Source organism: Pseudomonas guariconensis (genome assembly GCF_015680235.1).
GTDB classification, from domain to species: domain Bacteria; phylum Pseudomonadota; class Gammaproteobacteria; order Pseudomonadales; family Pseudomonadaceae; genus Aquipseudomonas; species Aquipseudomonas guariconensis_A.
The window spans coordinates 62,487-85,588 of record NZ_JADLJL010000023.1; the positions used below are offsets into that span (position 1 = coordinate 62,487).

The following is a 23,102-nucleotide window of genomic DNA, read 5'->3' on the forward strand; positions in this document are numbered from 1 at the left end:
GGCTTGAAGAGGACCGTCATGAGCCCCCGCACTGCAAAGAAAACCCGCTCCGTCGCCCCCTCGCGCATCCGCGAAGGCCTGCCCTTCCCCTTGGGCGCGAACTGGGACGGCCTCGGGGTCAACTTCGCCCTGTTCTCGGCCAACGCCACCAAGGTCGAGCTGTGCCTGTTCGACTCCAGCGGCGAACACGAACTCGAACGCATCGAGCTGCCCGAATACACCGACGAGATCTACCACGGCTACCTGCCCGACGCGCACCCCGGGCTGGTCTACGGCTACCGGGTACACGGCCCCTACGAGCCGGAAAATGGCCACCGCTTCAACCCCAACAAGCTGTTGATCGACCCCTATGCCAAGCAACTGGTGGGCAGCTTGAAGTGGTCCGAGGCGCTGTTCGGCTACACCATCGGCCACCCCGATGGCGATCTTTCGTTCGACGAGCGCGACAGCGCGCCCTTCGTGCCCAAGTGCAAGGTCATCGACCCGGCCTTCACTTGGGGCCGCGACCAGCGCGTGCAGATCCCGTGGGAGCGCACCATCCTCTACGAGGCCCACACCCGGGGCATCAGCATGCGCCACCCGGCCGTGCCCGAAGAACACCGAGGGACCTTCGCGGGCCTGGCCAACGATGAATTGCTCAAGCACATCAAGGACCTGGGGGTATCGTCCATCGAGCTGTTACCGATACACGCCTTCGTCAACGACCAGCACCTGCTGCAAAAGGGCCTGAACAACTATTGGGGCTACAACAGCATCGCCTTCTTCGCACCGCACCCCAAGTACCTGGCCAGCGGCAAGATCGCCGAGTTCAAGGAGATGGTCGCGCACCTGCACGATGCAGGCCTTGAGCTGATCCTGGACGTGGTCTACAACCACACCGCCGAAGGCAACGAGCTGGGCCCGACCCTGTCGATGCGAGGCATCGACAACGCCTCCTACTACCGACTGATGCCCGATGACAAGCGCTACTACATCAACGACTCCGGCACCGGCAACACCCTGGACTTGAGCCACCCGTGCGTGCTGCAGCTGGTCACCGACTCACTGCGCTACTGGGCCGGGGAGATGCACGTCGACGGCTTTCGCTTCGACCTGGCGACCATCCTCGGTCGCTATCACGAGGGCTACAGCGAGCGCCACAGCTTCCTCGTGGCCTGCCGCCAGGACCCACTGCTGCGCCAGGTCAAGCTGATCGCCGAGCCCTGGGACTGCGGCCCCGGCGGCTACCAAGTGGGTAACTTCGCCCCTGGCTGGGCCGAATGGAACGACCGTTTCCGCGACACCGTGCGGGCCTTCTGGAAAGGCGACGAGGGCCAGCTGGCCGATTTCGCCGCACGTATGACCGCCTCGGGCGACCTGTTCAACAACCGCGGCCGGCGGCCCTACGCCTCGGTCAACTTCGTCACCGCCCATGACGGTTTCACCCTGCGCGATCTGGTCTCGTACAACGACAAGCACAACGAAGACAACGACGAGAACAACCAGGACGGCACCGACAACAACCTGTCGTGGAACTGCGGTGTCGAAGGGCCCACCGACGACCCCGGCATCAACGCCCTGCGCATGCGCCAGATGCGCAACTTTTTCGCCACCCTGCTGCTGGCCCAGGGCACGCCGATGATCGTCGCCGGCGACGAATTCAGCCGCACCCAGCATGGCAACAACAACGCCTACTGCCAGGACAGCGAGATCGGCTGGATCAACTGGGACCTGGACCAGGACGGCGCCGAGCTGCTGGCCTTCGTCAAGCGCCTGACCCGCCTGCGCCTGGCCTACCCGGTGCTGCGCCGTTCACGTTTTCTGGTCGGCGACTACAACGAGGCGATCGGGGTCAAGGACGTCACCTGGCTGGCCCCGGACGGCAACGAAATGAGCGTGGAGCAATGGGAAGACCCTCACGGCCGCTGCCTGGGCATGCTCATGGATGGCCGCGCCCAGGTCAGCGGCATCGCCAGGCCTGGGACCGAGGCGACCTTGCTGCTGATCGTCAACGCCTACCATGACACCGTGCCGTTCCAGCTGCCGTCGGTGCCTGAAGGCGACTACTGGAGCTGCCTGGTCGATACCGACCGGCCGCAGATGCGCAAGCCGCAACACCTGACGTTCGACACGCTGTTCGAGGTCAAGGGGCGCTCGGTGTTGCTGATGGCGCTGCAACGCGACGAAGAGTGAACCCCACTGACCCGGTTTGGTCCTAGACTCTAGAACGGCCGTCACAAAACCCTGTGGAAGCGGGACACGCCCGCTCCTACAGGGTTCGGTGGTGATCTGAAGGTAGGCATGTTTCCAGGAGACACCGTGAACCCCGAAGCCGGCAGTCCAGGTTTCGCCAGTGTCAGCCAGGCCCCCACCGTACATCGGGTGCGGGTACTGACCGTGAACACCCACAAAGGCTTCACCGCCTTCAACCGGCGCTTCATCCTGCCGGAGCTGCGCGAGGCGGTGCGCAGCACCCAGGCCGATATCGTCTTCCTCCAGGAGGTGCTCGGCAGCCACGACCGCCACGCCGCCCGCTACCCCGGCTGGCCGCAGACCTCGCAGTACGAATTTCTCGCCGACAGCATGTGGAGTGACTTCGCCTACGGCCGCAACGCGGTGTACCCCGACGGCCACCATGGCAACGCCCTGCTGTCGAAGTACCCGATCCTCGAACACCGCAACCTCGACGTCTCGATCACCGGCCCCGAGCGCCGTGGCCTGTTGCACTGCATCCTGGATGTGCCGGGCCAGCGCCCGGTGCATGCCATCTGCGTGCACCTGTCGCTGCTCGAAAGCCACCGGCAGAAACAGCTGCACTTGCTGCGCCGGCTGCTCGACAGCCTGCCGGCCGATGAACCGGTGATCATCGCCGGCGACTTCAACGACTGGCAGTTGCGCGGCAACCGCACCCTGGGCCGCCACCGCGACCTGCACGAAGCCTTCGAGCGCCACCACGGCCTGCTCGCCCGCACCTACCCGGCGCGCCTGCCCTTGCTGCGCCTGGACCGTATCTACCTGCGCAATGCCGAAAGCCATGCGCCCAGGATTCTGGGACACAAACCATGGACGCACCTGTCGGACCATCTACCGCTGGCTGTCGAGGTGCGGCTCTAGCAATCATTCGGCATAGCGAGCGACGGCGAAAGAACCAAGCTTGATATACCCTTCGATCATTTCAAGCCAAATCAATGCATTAGAACCTGTAATCCTGACATCACAGGGTTTTCACCATTTCTTGACGCAAGCTGCGACCTCTCCTTAGCTGAACCTTATAACAACGTAAAAATTCGTGCCGGGCCTCTGGCGCGCGCCTTACAGCGCGTGCTCGAAAGCCGGCGCGACGGCCCCGGTCGCCTTCTGTTTTGTGAGACAGCGTGTGATCCGGGCCGGACGCTAGGGCAGCCCAACACAACCCACACAACAACAAAAGGAGATCCGCCATGAAAAGAACCTCGAACCCTTTGCGCTTCGACGCGATTTTCTGCGCGGTTTCCACGTCGCTGCTCCTGGCAACCCCGGTGGAAACCTTCGCGCTCGAACTGCAGGAAGACATGGCCTTCAGCAGTTTTCTGCAACCGCCGGCGGTACCCCAGCTGTCCCTGGATCCAGTGACCGTCAGCGGCCTGGGCCTGGGCACGCTGACCGCGTTTTCCGAGCGCATGGGCGAACGCCACCGGCAACCGGCGCCCGACCTCACTGCAAGCCAATGGGCGCAGTTCTTCCCAGGCTCTGCCCGCCCCGGCGCCCAGGTGCCGGCACAACTGGAGGCGCCCAGCCAGCAACTAATGATCGGCCCGGAGCTGTTCGTGCGTGAGACCGGCGAAGGCCATGTGCACCGCGCGGGGTTCTTCGTCGGCCACAATAACCTGCAGACCAGCTTCAACGGCATGCGCCGGTTGCTCGGCGACAAGCAGAAGAACGCCGTCAACCTCAGCGGCGAGAGCCTGGGTGTGTATTGGAGCATGACCCATGAGCAAGGCTGGCATGTCGATGCCGTGGCCATGGGCACACGTATCGACGTCAACGGCCGCGGCGAGAACGGCCAGCGTCTGGACGACAGCGGCCACGCGGTGACGTTCTCGGTCGAGGGCGGCTACCCCATCGGCCTGGGCGGCGGCTGGGTGATCGAACCCCAGGCGCAGTTGATCAACCAGCAGTTCTTCCCCAGCAACCGGGCGCAGGAAGAGACCTTGCAGGCCTTCGACAGCCAGCCGAGCTGGAGTGGCCGGGTCGGCGCCAAACTGTCGGGCCGCTACGAAGTACGCGGGATGCCAATCGAACCCTATGTGCGGACCAATGTCTGGTATGACTTCAGCAACGCCGACACGGTGAAGCTGGACCAGGTGGACAAGATCTCCAGCTCCCGCTACTCGACCACCGTGGACCTGGGCTTGGGGCTGGTGGCACGGGTGACGCCGAAGGTGGCGCTGTTCGTCAGTGCCGACTACAGCAGCGATGTGGATGGCAATGACCTCAATGGCCTGATCGGCAGCCTGGGGGTGAGGATGCGTTGGTAGATCATTACGGCCCAATCGCCGGCAAGCCGGCTCCCACATTTTGGCGGTGCTATCGCTGTGCCTCCTCTGTGGGAGCCAACTGTCTTGAGTTGCTTGCCCCGGCCCTATCGCTGGCAAGCCAGCTTGTATGGTGATACTTGAAGGGGTGGTGGGAGCGGGCTTGTCCCGCGATCAAGGGCGAAGCCCTTGCCAGGCGACGGTGACATCGGGTCAGGCCGGCTTCATCACCAGCACGCCCAACGGCGGCAGGTTCAGCGCCAGCGAAAGCGGCTGCCCATGGCTGGGTATCTGCTCGCTGGCCACCGCGCCCAGGTTGCCGACATTGGTACCGGCATACAGCTCGGCATCGCTGTTGAGCAGCTCCTGCCAGCGTTCGCCGAACGGCACGCCGATCCGATAGCCCTCACGCGGCACCGGGGTGAAGTTGGCCACCACCAGCAGCGGCTCGCCGGCGCTGCTCCAGCGCAGCCAGGCATATACGCTGTTGTGCGCATCGTCGCCGATCAGCCACTGGAAGCCCTGGGGCTGGCAGTCCTGCTCATGCAGGGCGGGCAGCTCGCGGTACAAGCGATTGAGGTCGGCGACCAGGCGCTGCACCCCTTGGTGTTCAGGGTATTGCAGCAGGTACCAGTCCAGCTGGTGGTCGTGGTTCCACTCGCGCCACTGGCCGAACTCGCAGCCCATGAAGAGCAGCTTCTTGCCCGGGTGCGCCCACATGAACGCCAGGTAGGCGCGCAGGTTGGCGAACTTCTGCCAGCGATCGCCGGGCATCTTGTCGATCAGCGAATGCTTGCCGTGCACCACCTCGTCGTGGGAGATGGGCAGGATGAAGTGTTCGGAATAGGCATAGATCAGCCCGAAGCTCATCTCGTTGTGATGGTAGGCGCGGTGCACCGGGTCGTTCTGGATGTAGTGCAGGGTGTCGTGCATCCAGCCCATGTTCCACTTGTAGGCAAAGCCCAGCCCGCCTTGCTGAACCGGCTGACTCACACCCGGCCAAGCGGTGGATTCTTCGGCGATGATCAGCGCTCCCGGCGCCTCGTGGGCCGCCACGGTGTTGAGGTGGCGGATGAAGTCGATGGCTTCCAGGTTTTCGCGCCCGCCGTGGCGGTTGGGCACCCATTCGCCGGCCTTGCGTGAATAGTCGCGGTAGAGCATCGAGGCCACGGCATCGACCCGCAGGCCGTCGATGTGGAAATGCTTGAGCCAGTGCAGGGCCGAGGCCAGCATGAAGCCGCGCACTTCATTGCGCCCGAGGTTGTAGATCAACGTATTCCAGTCCTGGTGGAAGCCCTCCAAGGGGTTGTCGTACTCGTACAGCGCCGTGCCGTCGAAGCGGGCCAGACCATGTTCGTCGGTTGGGAAATGCGCCGGTACCCAGTCGAGAATCACACCGATACCGCCCTGGTGGCAGGCATCGACAAAGGCAGCGAAGTCCTCGGCAGTGCCGTAGCGGGACGTGGGCGCGAACAGCGATAGCGGCTGGTAGCCCCAGGAGCCGCCGAATGGGTGCTCCATGATCGGCAGCAGCTCGATATGGGTGAACCCCAGGTCCTGCACATAGGGCACCAGGCGCTCGGCCAGTTCGCGCCAGTTGTAGAAGCGCGCTATCTCACCGCCGTCGTCCAGCTCACAGCGCCAGGAGCCAGCGTGCAGCTCATAGATCGACAGCGGTGCCCGGTAGGCGTGGCGCTCTGCACGCTGCTGCATCCAGTCGTGGTCCTGCCAGGTGTGGCTGAGCGCCGCGGCCACCTTGGAGGCGGTGCTGGGCGGCAGCTCGGTGGCACGGGCCAGGGGGTCGGCCTTGAGCGGCAACACGCCATCGCGACCGAGCACTTCGAACTTGTAGGCCTCGCCGACGCCCAGGCGCGGCACGAACAGCTCCCAGACACCGGCATCGTGGCGCAGGCGCATGGGGTGGCGACGGCCGTCCCAATTGTTGAAATCGCCCACCACCGACACCCGCCGGGCGTTCGGCGCCCACACCGAGAAGCACACCCCATCGATGCCATCGGCATGCATCGGCTGGGCGCCGAAGCGCCCGGAGAGGTCGCGGTGGTTGCCTTCGGCGAACAGGTAAAGGTCCATCTCGCCCAGTTGCGGGCCGAAGCTGTAGGGGTCCTCGGTGACCTGCTCGCCGCCGGCCCAGCCGATCTGCAACAGGTACGGGTGGGCTTCATCCAGATGTGCGGTGAACAGCCCCGGTAGGCTGCCCTGCTCCATCTCGGCCAGCACGCGCCCATCGTGGCGCGCCAGCACTCGAGCGTTGAGGGCATTGGGCAGGAAGGCGCGAACGAACACGCCACCTGCACCATCGCCGTGCGGGCCCAGTACTGCGAACGGGTCGGCGTGCTCGGCGCGGGCCAGGGCATCCAGGTCCCGTTGCCGAAGGCCGCCGTTTTCACGCGTGATTGCATTCATCTTTCTGCTCTTCCAGATGTTTTGGATCGTTTTTTTAAGGGCCGCTTCGCGTCCCAATCGCGGGACAAGCCCGCTCCTACAGCGGATCGCGCAAACCCGCCTGTGTGGGAGCGGGCTTGTCCCGCGATTGGGCCGCACCGCGGCCCCGTGAATATCGAACTCACAACTCACCCCAGGTACTGATCAACCCATGCAGCCCATGCAAAGGCACGGCCAGCCAACCCGGGCGGTTCTCGGCTTCGTAGGTGATTTCGTAGGCGGCTTTTTCCAGGCAGAACAACTCCAGCGCGGCACGCTCGCCCTCGGCCTGCTCCCAAGCATGGGGCATGGCGGCAGTGGCCAGGCCATAGGCCTCGACGAAGGCATGGCGCGACTGGTGCAGGTACTGCCGGGCGACTCGCTGCCGGGCTTGGCGCGCAGCATCGGAGAGGTCTACCGCCGAGGCGCTGCGCAGGATCATCGCAGCAGCATAGTCGAACGAACGCAGCACGCCGCTGACATCCTTGTACGGGCTGTGCTTGGCGCGCCGCTCCGTCAGCGGCCGCGCGGGCTCGCCTTCGAAATCGATCAGGTAGGCATCGCCCTGCACCACCAGCACCTGGCCCAGGTGCAGGTCGCCATGCACACGCATCAGCAGGCCGCCCTGGGCCTGTCGGGCCAGGGTGTCGACGTGCTGGGCCAGGCCGTCGCGCTGTTGCAGCAGGTCGTCGACCAGGGCCTGGCTGTCGCCGTCGAGGCCATCGCGATGCTGGGCCAGCAGGTCCAGTGCGTGGGCAAGCTCGGCGCTGATCTGCGTACTCCAGCGGGCGCAGTCTTGTTCGCTGCTGGGACGCGGCTGGAACGCCTCGTCGTCGGTAGGGGCGGCCAGCAACAGGTGCATCTCGCCCAGGCGCTGGCCGAGCAAGGCGGCGAAGCCTGTGAGTTCGGCCAGGGCGTCAGTGTGCGCCTCGGGCTCGACGGTGGAAGGCTCCATCTCGTCGCGCACGGCACGCTCCAAGGTGTTCTGCGTCCAGTCCCAGGCATCGCCCTGGTTGTTCAGGTAACCCTGGGCGATCATCAACAGGTACGGCTGGCCCTGCTCGTCCACGCGACTGACCCACGCCAGCAGCGGCGAGATATTGCCAAAGCCGGCGGCGGTCAGGTAGGCGCTCATTTCCAGCTCCGGGTGGATGCCTGGGTTGACCCGGCGAATCAGCTTGAGCACGAGGCTGCCGCCCACCACCACCGAGCTGTTGGACTGTTCGGCGCTGAGGTAGCGTACTTCGCTGTCTTCGTTGAGTTCCAGGGTGGCCAGCTGTGCGGTGCTGTCGAAGCGCAGCTCGCCGGTGCCACAGGCCAGGCGGGTACCGGCCTGGCAGTTGCCCAGTACGGCACGGATGAACGGCTCGAGCACGAAGGCGTCGGTGATCAAGCCTACCTGGCGGCCCCGGCGCACCCGCGACAATGCCAATTGTTGCGGCAAGGCGCTGTTGATCTGCTCTTCAGGTAGCAGGCCGAACGGCAGCTGGTAGTGCTGCACGGCGCCGTCGCTGTGGACTTCCAGCTCGCTGAGTAGCACCGGCGTGGTGGCTGTGGCCAGGCGCACGCCATAGTTCAGGCGCACTTGGTCGATCGGCCCCTGCTTGCCGGCGAACCAGCGGCGCTTGGGCAGGTACTGGGGCAGGATGGTGGTTTGCAGGGTGTCGCTGGAGGGCGCTTCGAGCAGCTCTTCCATGCGTTTGCGCAGTACCAGGGTGGTCAGCTCCGGCAGGCCTTCGGCCGGTTCCAGGTGCCAGCTGGGCATGCGGTCGCGCGAAGCCAGCAGGAACCAGTAGAAGCCGTAGGGCGGCAAGGTCAGCAGGAATGGCAGCTGGCCAATGGGCGGGAAGGCGCTGCCGCCGAGCATCTCTACCGGGACCTTGTCGGCATACGGCGCCAGGTCAAGCTCGGCGGCCTGGGCGGCGCGAGAGACGTTGGCCACGCACAGCACGATCTCGGTGTTGCCCTCGGCATCGGTGTACTCGCGGATGTAGGCCAGGATGCGCCGGTTGCTGGGCGTGAGCATCTTCAAGGTACCCCGGCCGAAGGCCTTCTGCTGCTTGCGTACGGCCAGCAGGCGCCGGTTCCAGTTGAGCAACGAGTGCGGGTCGTGGGATTGGGCCTCGACGTTGACGGTCTGGTAGCCGTAGAGCGGGTCCATGATCGGCGGCAGCACCAAGCGCTGGGGGTCGGCACGGGAGAAACCGCCATTGCGGTCCGGCGACCACTGCATGGGCGTGCGCACACCGTCGCGGTCGCCCAAGTAGATGTTATCGCCCATACCCAGCTCGTCGCCGTAGTACAGGGTCGGCGTGCCAGGCATGGACAACAGCAGGCTGGTGAGCAGCTCGATGCGCCGGCGGTCACGCTGCAGCAGCGGCGCCAGGCGTCGGCGGATGCCCAGGTTGATACGCGCGCGGCGGTCTTCGGCGTAGTAGTTCCACAAGTAGTCGCGCTCGCGGTCGGTCACCATCTCGAGGGTGAGCTCATCGTGGTTGCGCAGGAAGATCGCCCACTGGCAGTTGGCCGGGATCTCCGGGGTCTGGCGCAGGATGTCGGTGATGGGGAAGCGGTCTTCCATGGCCAGGGCCATGTACATGCGCGGCATCAGCGGGAAGTGGAAGGCCATGTGGCACTCGTCGCCGTCGCCTTCGCCGAAATACGGCCGGGTGTCCTCGGGCCACTGGTTGGCCTCGGCCAGAAGCATGCGGTCGGGGTAGTTGGCGTCGATCTCGGCGCGGATGGCCTTGAGCACCGCGTGGGTCTCGGGCAAGTTCTCGTTGTTGGTGCCGTCGCGCTCGATCAGGTAGGGAATAGCGTCCAGGCGCAGGCCATCGACGCCCAGGTCGAGCCAGAAGCGCATCACGCCGATCACCGCCTTCATCACCTGCGGGTTGTCGAAGTTCAGGTCCGGCTGGTGAGAGTAGAAGCGGTGCCAGAAGTACTGCCCGGCGACCGGGTCCCAGGTCCAGTTGGACTTCTCGGTGTCGAGGAAGATGATCCGCGTGCCGTCGTATTTCTGGTCGTCGTCCGACCACACGTAGAAGTCCCGGGCCTTGCTGCCGCGCTTGGCGTGACGGGCGCGCTGGAACCAGGGGTGCTGGTCGGAGGTATGGTTGATGACCAGCTCGGTGATCACCCGCAGGCCGCGCTTGTGGGCCTCGGCGATGAAGCGCCGGGCGTCGGCCATGCTGCCGTAGTCGGGGTGCACGGCTTTGTATTCGGCGATGTCGTAGCCATCGTCGCGCCGTGGCGAGGGGTAGAACGGCAGCAGCCAGAGGGTGTTGACGCCCAGGTCGGCGATATAGTCGAGCTTGCTCATCAACCCGGCGAAATCACCGATACCGTCGTTGTTGGCGTCGAAGAACGACTTCACGTGCAATTGGTAGATCACCGCGTCCTTGTACCACAGCGGGTCGTCGATGAAGGCTTGTGGGCGGGAACGCTTGGCCATGGGCGACTCCTTCCTGTCTTGGCTGCCATTGAGGCCGCTTCGCGGCCTATCGCGGGACAAGCCCGCTCCTACAGGTCCAGTGTTGTCATCATGCAACGCGGCCCCCGGGGGAGCCCTTGCGGTCCGTCATGCGGCACGGCCCCTGTGGGAGCGGGCTTGTCCCGCGATGGGCTGCACAACGGCCCTAATAGGGTTTCTCTATGCGCCAGATACCGAACGGCAGATGCCAGGGCTCGATGCGCATCCATTGGGTCTTGCCGTGCCAGGTCCAGCGGTGGCCGTTCATCAGGTCCTCACCATGGGTGTCGGCGGCGTCGTCCAGCCCCAACTCCCACAGCGGCAACTCGAAGTGCGCCTCCTGGGCGTTGTGCGGGTCCAGGCTCACGGCCACCAGGATGTAGTTGTCGCGCTCCGGAGTGCGCTTGCCGAAGTACAGGATGTTGTCGTTCCAGCAGTTGAAGAACTCGATGCCCAGGTGGGTCTGCAGGGCGCGGTTCTGCCGGCGGATGCGATTGAGCTGGGCGATCTCGGCGACGATGTTGCCCGGTTGGGTGAAGTCCCGCGGGCGGATCTCGTACTTCTCCGAATCCAGGTACTCCTCCTTGCCCGGCAGCGGCGTGCCTTCGCACAGCTCGAAGCCCGAATACATGCCCCACAGCCCGGAGCCCATGGTCGCCAGGGCGGCGCGGATGAGAAAGCCCGCGCGTCCACTGGTCTGCAGGAAGTAGGGGTTGATGTCCGGCGTGTTGACGAAGAAGTTGGGCCGGTAGCAATGGCGCCATGGCGCCTGGTTGAGTTCCTGAAGGTATTCGCGCAGCTCCTGCTTGGTGTTGCGCCAGGTGAAGTAGGTGTAGCTCTGGGCGTAGCCGACCTTGCCCAGGCGCGCCATCATCGCCGGGCGGGTGAAGGCCTCGGCGAGGAAAATCACATCCGGGTAGCGGCTGCGTACATTGGCGATCAGCCATTGCCAGAACGGCAGCGGCTTGGTGTGCGGGTTGTCGACACGGAAGGTGCGCACGCCCTCCTCGACCCAGCCGACCACTACATCGCGCAGGGCCAACCACAGCGATGGCACAGCCTCGGCGGCGTAGAAGTCGACGTTGACGATGTCCTGGTATTTCTTCGGCGGGTTCTCGGCGTAACGGATGGTGCCGTCGGGGCGCCAGCTGAACCAACCGGGATGTTCGGTGAGCCAGGGGTGGTCCTGGGAGCACTGGATGGCGAAGTCCAAGGCGATCTCCAGGCCATGCTCGGCGGCAGCGGCCACCAGGCGGCGGAAATCCTCGCGGCTGCCCAGCTGTGGGTGGATGGCATCGTGACCGCCTTCGGGGCTGCCGATGGCATAGGGGCTGCCCGGGTCGCCTGGCTCGGCCTGCAAAGCGTTGTTGCGGCCCTTGCGGTGCTTGTTGCCAATGGGGTGGATTGGCGGGAAGTACAGCACGTCGAAGCCCATGTCACGGATCATCGGCAGGCGCTGGTGCACGTCGTTGAACGTGCCATGGCGCTCAGGGCGGTCGGTGATCGAGCGTGGGAACAGCTCGTACCAGCTGGCGAACAAGGCCTGTTCACGGTCCACATCCACCGGAAACTCAGCGCTGCGAGTCAGGTAGCTGCGGTGCTCGGCCTCGCTCATCAGTAAGGCCGTGTCGGCCCGCAGCAGCAAGGCCACCTGGTCATCCGGGGCCAAGGTCGGCAGGCGCTGCTGCAATTGCTCGAGCTGCTCGCGCAACAGGCCGTCGCTGCGCTCGATGCCTTTGCCCAGCAGCAGCCGGCCCTCCTCCAGTTCGAGGGTGACGTCGACGCCCGCGTGGTACTTCTTCTCAAGGTCATGGCAATAGGTCGCGAACGGGTCTATCCAGGCCTCGATGCTGAACAGGTGCAGGCCCAGTTCCTGGGGCGTGAATTCGGCCAGCCATAGGTCATTGCCCGGTGAGTGCATCGGCGTGCAGTGCCAGCGCCGGCTGTGAGCCTGGCGCCAGTGCAGGGTCACCGCCAAGCGGTCATGGCCATCGGTATAGACCTTGCTGCTCACCGCCACCGGCTGGCCGCGCACCGCCTTGGTGGCGAAGGTGCCGGCATCGAGTACCGGCTGGGTGTCCTCGATCACGATACGTGGCGCCAGCAACGCCTGGGACAGGCTGATCGCCTGGTCCGGGTGATCATTGGCCATGGGCACGCTTTCGAAGGGCTCATTACCTGACATCGAACCTTGCTCCCTTTTGCAGTGGCGGTAAGGGTTCAGAGCCGTGGGAGCTGCCGGGGGTTCAAAAAAATTGAGCGAACGGCGCGGCGCCGAGTCAAAGCCTGCAACGACGCCGTATTTCCCCTGGGAGGCCAGGCCATGAGTATTCCCATTCCACCGGAGACGCCGGACCCGAACATCGACGACCCGACCCTGCCACCACCGGAGCCTGAAGAGGACCCGGAGGAGCCGACCAAGCCGGGCACGCCGCCGCCGGTGGGCGACCCGCCGAGCGAGGAGCCGCCGGTCAAAGGCAAAGGATAGACAAGGTTCAGGATCTCGATTCGGCAGTACCGGCCCTATCACGGGGCAAGCCCACCCCCACAGGCATAGCGCTATGCCCCGCGATAGGACCAGTAAGGCCTACCCGGGTTAAAACTTGATCTCGGCAATGCTGATCTCACGCATGCGGAACTTCTGCACCTTGCCGGTCACCGTCATCGGGAACTCATCGACGAACCGGTAATGCCGCGGCACCTTGAAATGGGCGATGTGCGCCTTGCACCACTGCTGCAATTGCTCGGCGGTCGCGCTGTGCCCAGGGTGCAGCTTGATCCACGCGACCACCTCTTCCCCATACCGGCTGCAGGGGATACCGATCACCTGGGCATCGGCCACCGCCGGGTGGGTATGGAAGAACTCCTCGAGCTCGCGCGGGTAGATGTTCTCGCCTCCGCGAATGATCATGTCCTTGTTGCGCCCGACGATGCGCACATAGCCCTGCTCGTCCATTACCGCCAGGTCGCCGGTGTGCATCCAGCCGGCCGGGTCGATGGCGTCCTGGGTGGCCTGGGGGTTGCCCCAGTAGCCGAGCATGACGCTATAGCCGCGGGTGCACAGCTCGCCGATCTCGCCCCGCGGGACGATATTGCCGTGCTCGTCCACCAGCTTGCTTTCCAGCTGCGGCTGGGTGCGGCCGACCGTGGTCACGCGCAACTCCAACTCATCGTCCGGGCCAGTCTGCAGCGACACCGGGCTGGTCTCGGTCATGCCGTAGGCGATCTGTACCTGAGCCATGTGCATCTGCTCGATCACCCGGCGCATCACCTCGATCGGACAGGTGGCGCCGGCCATGATGCCGCTGCGCAGGCTGGACAGGTCCAGCCCGGCGCGGCCGGGGTGGTCGAGCATGGCGATGAACATGGTCGGCACGCCATAGAGGATGCTGGCGCGCTCCTCGGCCACGGTCTGCAAGGTCAGGCCTGGGTCGAAGGCATCGTTGGGGTAGATCATGGTGCTGCCATGGGTGACGCAACCCAAATTGGCCATGACCATACCGAAGCAGTGATACAGCGGCACCGGGATCACCATGCGGTCGCGCTCGGACAAGCCCAGGCTTTCACCGACCATGTAGCCGTTGTTGAGGATGTTGTAGTGGCTGAGCGTGGCCCCCTTGGGCGCGCCGGTGGTACCGGAGGTGTACTGGATGTTCACCGGCTGGTCGAACTGCAGGCTGCGCTGGCGGGCCTCGAAGGCCTCGGGAGCCGTCTGCCCTGCCCGCTCGGCCAGGTGGCCCCAGGGCAGGAAGCCGACCGGCGGGTTCGCTGCCAGGCTGACCACTCCACGCAACGCCGGGAGCCGCTCGCTGGCCAGCTGGCCAAGCGTGCAGGTAGCAAGCTCGGGAGCCAGACCCAGGACCATGGCATGGTAGTCAGACGTCTTGAAGGCATCGGCGCAGACCAGCCAGCTGCAACCGGACTGGCGCAGTACGTATTCCAGCTCACCGACCCGGTAGGCCGGGTTGATGTTGACCAGGATCGCGCCGACCTTGGCGCTGGCCAGTTGCAGGATGCACCACTGGGCACAGTTGGGCGCCCAAATCCCGACCCGGTCACCGACCTGCACGCCCAGGGCCATCAGCGCCCTGGCATGGCCATCGACTGCCTCGGCCAGTTGCCGCCAGCTGTAGCGAAGCCCCTGGTGCCGCACCACCAGGGCCTCGCCGTCGGGGTAGCGGGCCACGGTGGCGTCGAAGGCCTGGCCGATGGTCAGGGTCAACAACGGGCGGTCCTGACGACCGCAGGTGTAGCTTGGTTGACTCATGGATGTCCCTTCTTGTGGTTGTTCTGGGCATGACTGAAGCAAGCGCGGCTACTCTGGCGCAGATTTACGTTAACGTAAAGGTCACGAGTCGATTGACAGCTTCCAAAGCCAGGTTTACGTTAACGTAAAGGTGAAAAACGAACGCCAGGTTTGCACCTACCTTGTAGGAGGCGGTGCAACATCCCTTATTTCAAGAACAAGAAGGTGCCCCCGCATGCATTATCCCACCCTGAACTTCGCCTTGGGCGAAACCATCGACATGCTCCGCGACCAGGTGCGCACCTTCGTTGCCGCCGAGCTGGCCCCGCGCGCCGCGCAGATCGACCAAGACAACCTGTTCCCCGCCGACATGTGGCGCAAGTTCGGCGACATGGGCCTGCTGGGCATCACCGTGCCGGAGGAATACGGCGGCGCGGGCCTGGGCTATCTGGCCCACGTGGTGTCGATGGAAGAGATCAGCCGTGGCTCGGCCTCGGTGGCGTTGTCCTATGGCGCCCATTCCAACCTGTGCGTCAACCAGATCAACCGCAACGGCACCCATGAGCAGAAGCAAAAATACCTGCCCAAGCTGATCAGCGGCGAGCACATCGGCGCCCTGGCCATGAGCGAACCCAACGCCGGCTCCGATGTGGTGTCGATGAAGCTGCGCGCCGAGAAGCGCGGCGACCGCTACGTGCTCAACGGCAGCAAGACCTGGATCACCAACGGCCCCGATGCCAACACCTACGTGATCTACGCCAAGACCGACCTGGACAAGGGCCCCCACGGTATCACCGCATTCATCGTCGAGCGCGACTGGAAAGGCTTCTCGCGCAGCAACAAGTTCGACAAGCTGGGCATGCGCGGTTCCAACACCTGCGAGCTGTTCTTCGATGGCGTGGAAGTGCCCGAAGAAAACATTCTCGGCCAGCTCAACGGTGGCGTACGGGTACTGATGAGCGGCCTGGACTACGAGCGCGTGGTGCTCTCCGGTGGCCCGACCGGGATCATGCAGAGCTGCATGGACCTGGTGGTGCCGTACATCCATGACCGCAAGCAGTTCGGCCAGAGCATCGGCGAGTTCCAGCTGATCCAAGGCAAGATCGCCGACATGTACACCCAGCTCAACGCCAGCCGCGCCTACCTGTATGCCGTGGCGCAAGCCTGCGACCGCGGCGAGACCACCCGCAAGGACGCCGCCGGGGTAATCCTCTACACCGCCGAGCGCGCCACCCAGATGGCCCTGGAGGCGATCCAGATCCTCGGCGGCAATGGCTATATCAACGAATTCCCGGCTGGCCGCCTGCTACGCGACGCCAAGCTGTACGAGATCGGCGCCGGCACCAGCGAGATCCGGCGGATGCTGATCGGTCGCGAACTGTTCAACGAAACCCGCTGAGCACGAGGAACCGGCGCCAATGGCTACCTTGCATACCCAGATCAACCCGCGCTCGGCGGAGTTCGCCGCCAACAGCGCGGCCATGCGCGAGCAGGTCCAGGCCCTGCGCACCCTGCTCGCCCACGTCGCCCAGGGCGGCGGCCCGAAGGCCCAGGAGCGGCACACCTCACGGGGCAAGCTGCTGCCGCGCGAGCGCATCGACCGGCTGCTCGACCCAGGCTCGCCGTTCCTCGAGATCGGCCAACTGGCCGCCCATGAGGTGTATGGCGAAGACGTACCCGCCGCCGGCGTGATCGCCGGCATCGGCCGCATCGAAGGGGTGGAATGCATGGTCGTGGCCAACGACGCCACGGTCAAAGGCGGCTCCTACTACCCGCTGACGGTGAAGAAGCACCTGCGCGCCCAGGCCATCGCCCTGCAGAACCGCCTGCCGTGCATCTACCTGGTGGACTCCGGCGGGGCCAACCTGCCACGCCAGGACGAGGTGTTCCCCGACCGCGAGCACTTCGGGCGGATCTTCTTCAACCAGGCCAACATGAGCGCCCTGGGCATTGCGCAGATCGCCGTGGTGATGGGCTCGTGCACCGCCGGCGGCGCCTACGTGCCGGCCATGGCCGACGAAGCGATCATGGTGCGCCAGCAGGCGACCATCTTCCTTGCAGGCCCGCCCTTGGTGAAGGCTGCCACCGGCGAGGTGGTGAGCGCCGAGGACCTGGGTGGCGCCGATGTGCACTGCCGCACCAGCGGCGTGGCCGACCACTATGCCGACAACGACGAGCATGCCCTGGCCCTGGCCCGGCGCAGCGTGGCCAACCTCAATTGGCACAAGCTCGGCAAGCTGCAGCGCCAGGCGCCGATCGCCCCGCTGTACGACGCCGAGGAGCTGTACGGCGTGGTCCCCGCCGACGCCAAGCAGCCGTTCGATGTGCGCGAAGTGATCGCGCGCCTGGTCGATGGCTCGGTGTTCGATGAATTCAAGGCGTTGTTCGGCACCACCCTGGTATGCGGTTTCGCCCACCTGCACGGCTACCCGGTGGCGATCCTGGCCAACAACGGCATCCTTTTCGCCGAAGCGGCGCAAAAAGGCGCGCACTTCATCGAGCTGGCCTGCCAGCGCGGCATCCCGCTGCTGTTCCTGCAGAACATCACAGGCTTCATGGTCGGCAAGAAATACGAGGAAGGCGGCATCGCCAAGCACGGCGCCAAGCTGGTGACCGCGGTGGCCTGCGCCCAGGTGCCGAAGTTCACGGTGATCATCGGTGGCAGCTTCGGTGCCGGCAACTACGGCATGTGCGGCCGCGCCTACGACCCGCGCTTCCTATGGATGTGGCCCAACGCGCGCATCGGCGTGATGGGCGCCGAGCAGGCCGCAGGCGTGCTGGCCCAGGTCAAGCGCGAGCAGAGCGAACGCGCCGGCAGCGCCTTCAGCGCCGAGGACGAGGCCAGGCTCAAGCAGCCGATCCTCGACCAGTACGAGCGCCAGGGCCACCCCTACTACTCCAGCGCAAGGCTGTGGGACGACGGTGTCATCGACCCGGCGCAAACCCGCGACGTGCTCGGCTTGGCGTTGTCCGCCGCGCTGAACGCCCCGATCGAACAGAGCCGCTTCGGCATTTTCCGGATGTGACCGATGAGCGATTTCAGCACCCTGGAAGTCATCAAGGACCCTCGCGGTTTCGCCACCCTGTGGCTGAGCCGCGAAGACAAGAACAATGCCTTCAACGCGCAGATGATCCGCGAATTGATCGTCGCCCTCGACCAGCTCGCCGAAGATGCCAGCCTGCGTTTCGTGCTGCTGCGCGGCCGTGGCCGGCACTTCAGCGCCGGTGCCGACCTCGCCTGGATGCAGCAGTCGGCGCAGCTGGATTTCAACACCAACCTGGACGACGCCCATGAGCTGGGCGAGCTGATGTATGCCCTGCACCGGCTCAAGGCTCCGACCTTGGCCGTGGTGCAAGGGGCAGCCTTCGGCGGAGCCCTGGGCCTGATCAGCTGCTGCGACATGGCCATCGGCGCCGAGGACGCCCAGCTGTGCCTGTCGGAAGTGCGCATCGGCCTGGCCCCGGCAGTGATCAGTCCATTCGTGGTCAAGGCCATCGGCGAACGCGCCGCGCGTCGCTATGCCCTGACCGCCGAACGTTTCAGTGGCGTGCGGGCCCGCGAGCTGGGCCTTCTGGCCGAGGTCTACCCGGCCGCCGAACTCGACACCCAAGTCCAAGCCTGGGTCGAGAACCTGTTGCAGAACAGCCCCCAGGCCTTGCGTGCCACCAAGGACCTGCTGCGCGAAGTGGACGACGGCGAACTCAGCCCCGCGCTGCGCCGCTACTGCGAGAACACCATCGCCCGCATCCGTGTCAGCCCCGAAGGCCAGGAGGGCCTGCGCGCCTTCCTGGAAAAACGCCGCCCCGCCTGGCAAGCCAACGAGAAGGAACCGCGCCCATGAGCCGCACCCTGACCACCCTGCTGGTCGCCAACCGTGGCGAGATCGCCTGCCGGGTCATGCGCACCGCCAAGGCCATGGGCCTGACCACGGTGGCCGTGCACAGCGCCACCGATCGCGACGCCCGCCACAGCCGCGAAGCCGACATCCGCATCGACCTGGGCGGCACCAAGGCCGCCGAGAGCTACCTGGTGATCGACAAGCTACTGGCGGCAGCCAAGGCCAGCGGCGCCCAGGCCATCCACCCAGGCTATGGCTTCCTCTCCGAGAACGCAGGCTTCGCCCGCGCCATCGAACAGGCCGGGCTGATCTTCCTCGGCCCGCCTGCCAGCGCCATCGACGCCATGGGCAGCAAGTCGGCGGCCAAAGCACTGATGGAAGCGGCAGGCGTGCCGCTGGTACCGGGCTACCACGGTGAAGCCCAGGACCTGGAGACCTTCCGCGCCGCCGCCGAGCGCATCGGCTACCCGGTGCTGCTCAAGGCCAGTGCCGGTGGTGGCGGCAAGGGCATGAAGGTGGTCGAGGAAGAAAGCCAGTTGGCCGATGCCCTGGCCTCGGCGCAGCGTGAGGCGCAGTCGTCGTTCGGCGATGCGCGCATGCTGGTGGAAAAGTACGTGCTCAAGCCGCGCCATGTGGAGATCCAGGTGTTCGCCGATCAACACGGGAACTGCCTGTACCTCAACGAGCGCGACTGCTCGATCCAGCGCCGCCATCAGAAAGTAGTCGAAGAAGCCCCGGCCCCAGGGCTGTCCACCGAGCTGCGCAAGGCCATGGGCGAGGCCGCCGTACGCGCTGCCCAGGCCATCGGCTACGTCGGCGCGGGCACCGTCGAGTTCCTGCTCGATGCCCGTGGCGAGTTCTTCTTCATGGAAATGAACACGCGCCTGCAGGTGGAGCATCCGGTCACCGAGGCCATTACCGGCCTGGACCTGGTGGCCTGGCAGATCCGCGTGGCCTGCGGTGAGCCGCTGCCGATCACCCAGGACCAGGTGCCGCTGGTCGGCCATGCCATCGAGGTGCGCCTGTACGCGGAAGATCCGGCCAACGAATTCCTGCCCGCCACCGGCACCTTGGCGCTGTACCGCGAATCGGCACCCGGCGAGGGCCGCCGGGTGGACAGCGGGGTCAGCGAGGGTGATGGGGTCTCGCCCTTCTACGACCCGATGCTGGGCAAACTGATCGCCTGGGGCCAGGACCGCGAGCAAGCCCGCCTGCGCCTGCTGGCCATGCTCGACGAATTCGCCATCGGCGGGCTGAAGACCAACATCGCCTTCCTGCGCCGCATCCTCGCCCATCCGGCCTTCGCCGCAGCGGAACTGGACACCGGTTTCATTCCGCGCTACCAGGCCGAGTTGCTGCCCGCACCGAACGCGCTGCCGGCCACGTTCTGGCAGGCGGCCGCCGAGGCCTGGCTGCAAGGGAGCTCCGCCCACCAGCGCCACGACGACCCCGCCTCGCCCTGGGCCCGGCGCGACGGCTTGCGCCTGGGCCTGGCGGCACACAGCAGCCTGCACCTGGCCAGTGGCGGGCAGGACCAGGCCGTGGCGCTGGAACACAGCGCGCCCTCGACCTGGCGCCTGGACGGCGAGCAGCTGTACCACGATGTGGATGGCGTGCGCCGTCGACACCTGGCCATCCGCCGTGAGGGCACCCTGTACCTGCAATGGGACGGGGAAATGCAGGCCGTGAGCGTCTTCGACCCGATCGCCGAAGCCGAAGCCAGCCACAGCCACCAGGGTGGCTTGGGCGCGCCCATGAACGGCAGTATCGTGCGGATATTGGTGGAGCCGGGCCAAGTGGTCGAGGCCGGTACCGCGCTGGTGGTGCTGGAGGCGATGAAGATGGAGCACAGCATCCGCGCCCCCCACGGCGGTACGGTCAAGGCCCTGTTCTGCCAGGAGGGGGATATGGTCAGCGAGGGCGCGGTGCTGGTGGATCTGGCCGAATGATGCAAAGGGCCGCTGCGCGGCCCAATCGCGGGGCAAGTCTGCTCCTTTGGGCTGCGCTGTCGCGCAGAGAACAAGCGGCTAGCGCCGCCCCCCTGTGGGAGCGGGCTTGCACGCGATTGGGCCGCGGAGCAGCCCGGCGATCTAGAACTTGCCGTGCACCCGCACAACGACCCCAAGAAACTCGCACCCGTCTTCACATAGAACGGTCGGATACCGCGTATTCAGCGGCCTGAGCATTCGCTCTCCACCCTCCTCGATCAGTTGCCTGAGTACCGCCGCCTTGCCCGGCTGGCGGGCGATCACCAGTTTGCCGGGCATCGGCTCGAGGCCCGCGTCCACCAGAATGAGCATGCCCTGGGGCACACTCGTACCGCTTGCGGCGTTCATCGAGTCGTTCTCGACAGGCAACCAGAATGCATTGCCGGCCGGCATGTAGTCGGTCTGCTCGGACTCTTCGACAGCGTCGGGCAAGGCCCCTTGCAAGTCGGCCCAGGCCAGCACCGGGAAGCGGAAACTGGCATAACGCAGCGCTTCGGGTGAAGGGGAGCGCTCCGAGGTATAGGCACCGGTCGGCTCACGCAACAGGCCGCGCTCTACCACCATGACCTGAGCCTTGAGGTAGACCAACCCGAGCTTCTCCAATTTTTCATTGATCGTCGCCAGGGTCGGCCTGCGGGTGCCACGCAACCAATGGCCCACGCCGCCTTGGGTCATCCCGAGGCGTTCGGCAAGCTCTAGTTGGTTAAGGCCATGTTCGCGCTTATAGCGCGCGAGAAATTCGTTCCAGTTTTCCATGGCCGAGAACAATACGGGCTGTATCCAGCGCATCAATACACATCCTGAATTATCTTGTTTGAGATAAATAATACATATTGACCTATCCTCCGTATTCACCACTCCGTAGTGACTGTGAGCAGGTATCAGGATGAAACCATCGAAAAACGAAGAAACAGATCTCGACAGCGAAGCCGCCCGCCGCGCCCTCGACTACTACCTCAACCCCGCGCCGCAGCGTCCCAACCTGGACAACAGAATCTGGACCCTGCACAGCGGCGTGTCTGCCAAGCAGGCACACGAGCACGCCCTGGCCCTGTTGCGCTGCGCCTCGGCTACCGCCCATGAAACGGCCACCCATCAACTCCAGGGGATGACGCGCGAAGTGATGTTCGCCCTGATGCACATGGTCGACATGGCCCGGGCGCTGCTGGAGCACGAGGAGGTGGCACGACAAGAAGGGAAATAAAGGATGACCGTGATCGCCGAACGGCAACGAAGCCCCGCTTCTGGGGAGCAGGAGGGGCACCGGTAATATTTTTTTACCGGAAAAGGTGAAATTCATTTGACTGGCAAATGATAACGATTATTATTGCACTCAGCTGGTCGCGAGACCCGCTGGATAACCTGGAAGCCCTTAGGTCGGACTCTCAGATTATCTCCTCATCAGGCTAATCACGGTTTTTGACCCGGCTTTTTGCCGGGTCTTTTTTTTGGCTCTTCAGGCTAATGAAGAAGGTTACCGCTTGATGGCCGCGATGATAGCAAAGACGTATCCATTCGTGAACGACTGTAACAACGTTTTGCGCGAACAGTACTTGAGAATCACTATCGTTAAGATTATGCTGCTCGCGCATCACGGAAGATGCCCCCTCCCCTCATGTTGAGCAAGGAGCTGTCCATGACCCGCCTGCTGCTGCCCCTTGAACACGGCACCCCTCGCCTCCAGTCGGCTACCGAAGACGTACTGCTCCATCGGCTCAAGCGCCTGCCGCGGCGCATCCAGCAAGTTTTCCTGCTCAACCGCCTCGATCAACTTGGCTTCGCCGCCATCGCCAAACGCATGGGCCTGCCCCTCCTGGCGATCGAACGCCACATGAACCAAGCCCTGCAGGTCACCTGCGCGCCTGGCGATGCCCTGGCCCGCGTCGCCGGCCAATGGTACGTCCGCCTGCAAAATCCCGAAGCCACCGCCAGCGAACGCATCGACTTCCGTCGCTGGCTGGACGCGGCCCCAGAGCACCTGCACGCCTTCCAGGACACCGAACTGCGCTGGCGCAGCCTGCTCGCCCCGGCGCAACAGCTGGGTCATGACGGCTGGTACCGGCATGGCCGGGCCGCGCTGTCGTTGGGAGGGTGTTCGATTGCCGTGGGGCTCGGTGTTGTGACGGTCTTTTTCTTCGGCTTTTGGGTTTGAGAATCGGCCCTCTCAGCTTTGCTTTTGCCACGAGCAGATCCTGGATGCACTCGTCACATCTTTTCAGAAAGCGAAATTTCCCACGATGACTTCGGAAGTTATGGGGAAGACTGCCTATTGTTCATCGCCTTATGGTCCTTGTCTGCTTCCAACGTTTGAGCGGGTCTTGAACAGGCCCAGCTCAGTGACAGGACAAGGAATCCCATGAATAGCCCGCTCATGGAACGAGTTGTCGCCTTTATACCGGCCGGAGCTATCCATGAGCATCAGCAAATCCATCATCATCGCCATGCGCCAGGCGATACCCAACCCCAACGGGACCTGCAACGCCTGCGAGCGAAGCGGCCTGCCCATCCTCCTGCTGCGTACCGCCTACGCTCCCAGGCCCCGCGCCACTACAGCACTCCCGCTGGCCCGTAACACCGAAGTCGCTGCCGTCCCGCTGCACGGGGACCAGCCACGCATCCTGC

Annotated in this window: 16 protein-coding genes; 11 read left to right on the forward strand and 5 right to left on the reverse strand. The window is 64.9% G+C overall.

The genetic code is table 11. The annotated features are described in order from the left end of the window. Positions 1-18: 18 nt before the first annotated feature. From glgX to IRZ56_RS16230, 3 genes are all read left to right on the forward strand, one after another. Positions 19-2,172 (forward strand): glycogen debranching protein GlgX, encoded by a 2,154-nt coding sequence (gene glgX, locus IRZ56_RS16220; protein WP_196145860.1) that lies wholly within the window; start codon positions 19-21, stop codon positions 2,170-2,172. A gap of 126 nt (positions 2,173-2,298) precedes the next feature. Continuing rightward, positions 2,299-3,093, forward strand: a complete 795-nt coding sequence (locus IRZ56_RS16225) for an endonuclease/exonuclease/phosphatase family protein (protein WP_196145861.1) — start codon at positions 2,299-2,301, stop codon at positions 3,091-3,093. A 326-nt stretch (positions 3,094-3,419) separates the two neighbouring features. Next, positions 3,420-4,496, forward strand: a complete 1,077-nt coding sequence (locus IRZ56_RS16230; RefSeq protein ID WP_196145862.1) for an autotransporter outer membrane beta-barrel domain-containing protein — start codon at positions 3,420-3,422, stop codon at positions 4,494-4,496. A gap of 210 nt (positions 4,497-4,706) precedes the next feature. Here the strand turns inward: IRZ56_RS16230 and glgB are convergent, their stop codons facing one another. The 3 genes from glgB to IRZ56_RS16245 form a co-directional block, all read right to left on the reverse strand. Beyond that, entirely contained in the window at positions 4,707-6,917 is a 2,211-nt protein-coding gene (gene glgB / locus IRZ56_RS16235) for a 1,4-alpha-glucan branching protein GlgB (protein ID WP_196145863.1), read from the reverse strand. Positions 6,918-7,077: 160 nt separating this feature from the next. Next, positions 7,078-10,389 (reverse strand): maltose alpha-D-glucosyltransferase, encoded by a 3,312-nt coding sequence (treS, locus tag IRZ56_RS16240; protein WP_196145864.1) that lies wholly within the window; start codon positions 10,387-10,389, stop codon positions 7,078-7,080. A gap of 184 nt (positions 10,390-10,573) precedes the next feature. Next, positions 10,574-12,592, reverse strand: coding sequence for an alpha-1,4-glucan--maltose-1-phosphate maltosyltransferase (locus tag IRZ56_RS16245; RefSeq protein WP_196145865.1), 2,019 nt, complete (start codon positions 12,590-12,592; stop codon positions 10,574-10,576). A 138-nt stretch (positions 12,593-12,730) separates the two neighbouring features. Here IRZ56_RS16245 and IRZ56_RS16250 point away from each other — a divergent pair, with 138 nt between their 5' ends. After that, positions 12,731-12,895: a hypothetical protein gene (locus IRZ56_RS16250; protein ID WP_196145866.1), complete on the forward strand. Its 165-nt coding sequence runs from the start codon at positions 12,731-12,733 to the stop codon at positions 12,893-12,895. A gap of 108 nt (positions 12,896-13,003) precedes the next feature. Here IRZ56_RS16250 and IRZ56_RS16255 read toward each other — a convergent pair whose 3' ends face one another. After that, a complete protein-coding gene (locus IRZ56_RS16255; protein WP_196145867.1) occupies positions 13,004-14,674 on the reverse strand; it encodes an AMP-binding protein in 1,671 nt (556 codons plus the stop codon). 214 nt (positions 14,675-14,888) lie between these two features. Between IRZ56_RS16255 and IRZ56_RS16260 the strand changes: the two genes are divergently transcribed. The 4 genes from IRZ56_RS16260 to IRZ56_RS16275 are packed head-to-tail and all read left to right on the forward strand — an operon-like array spanning position 14,889 to position 20,441. Continuing rightward, entirely contained in the window at positions 14,889-16,052 is a 1,164-nt protein-coding gene (locus IRZ56_RS16260) for an isovaleryl-CoA dehydrogenase (RefSeq protein ID WP_196145868.1), read from the forward strand. A gap of 19 nt (positions 16,053-16,071) precedes the next feature. Continuing rightward, positions 16,072-17,679, forward strand: coding sequence for a carboxyl transferase domain-containing protein (locus IRZ56_RS16265; RefSeq protein WP_196145869.1), 1,608 nt, complete (start codon positions 16,072-16,074; stop codon positions 17,677-17,679). A gap of 3 nt (positions 17,680-17,682) precedes the next feature. Then, positions 17,683-18,495 carry a gamma-carboxygeranoyl-CoA hydratase gene (locus tag IRZ56_RS16270; protein ID WP_196145870.1) on the forward strand — a complete coding sequence of 271 codons (813 nt, stop codon included), beginning with the start codon at positions 17,683-17,685 and terminating at the stop codon, positions 18,493-18,495. Further along, the gene (locus IRZ56_RS16275) at positions 18,492-20,441 is read left to right on the forward strand and encodes an acetyl/propionyl/methylcrotonyl-CoA carboxylase subunit alpha (RefSeq protein ID WP_196145871.1); all 1,950 of its coding nucleotides are present in this window, start codon (positions 18,492-18,494) and stop codon (positions 20,439-20,441) included. The genes IRZ56_RS16270 and IRZ56_RS16275 overlap by 4 nt, the downstream gene beginning before the upstream one ends. Before the next feature lie 141 nt (positions 20,442-20,582). On the opposite strand, the gene IRZ56_RS16280 is transcribed toward IRZ56_RS16275, so the two are convergent. Continuing rightward, entirely contained in the window at positions 20,583-21,236 is a 654-nt protein-coding gene (locus IRZ56_RS16280) for a LexA family protein (RefSeq protein WP_196145876.1), read from the reverse strand. 130 nt (positions 21,237-21,366) lie between these two features. Between IRZ56_RS16280 and IRZ56_RS16285 the strand changes: the two genes are divergently transcribed. The 3 genes from IRZ56_RS16285 to IRZ56_RS16295 form a co-directional block, all read left to right on the forward strand. Next, complete coding sequence (locus IRZ56_RS16285) at positions 21,367-21,684, forward strand: DUF6124 family protein (RefSeq protein ID WP_196145872.1); 318 nt, start codon at positions 21,367-21,369, stop codon at positions 21,682-21,684. A gap of 432 nt (positions 21,685-22,116) precedes the next feature. After that, entirely contained in the window at positions 22,117-22,632 is a 516-nt protein-coding gene (locus IRZ56_RS16290) for a DUF4880 domain-containing protein (protein WP_196145873.1), read from the forward strand. 259 nt (positions 22,633-22,891) lie between these two features. Then, a partial coding sequence (locus tag IRZ56_RS16295; protein ID WP_196145874.1) for a hypothetical protein occupies positions 22,892-23,102 on the forward strand: 211 nt, incomplete at its 3' end.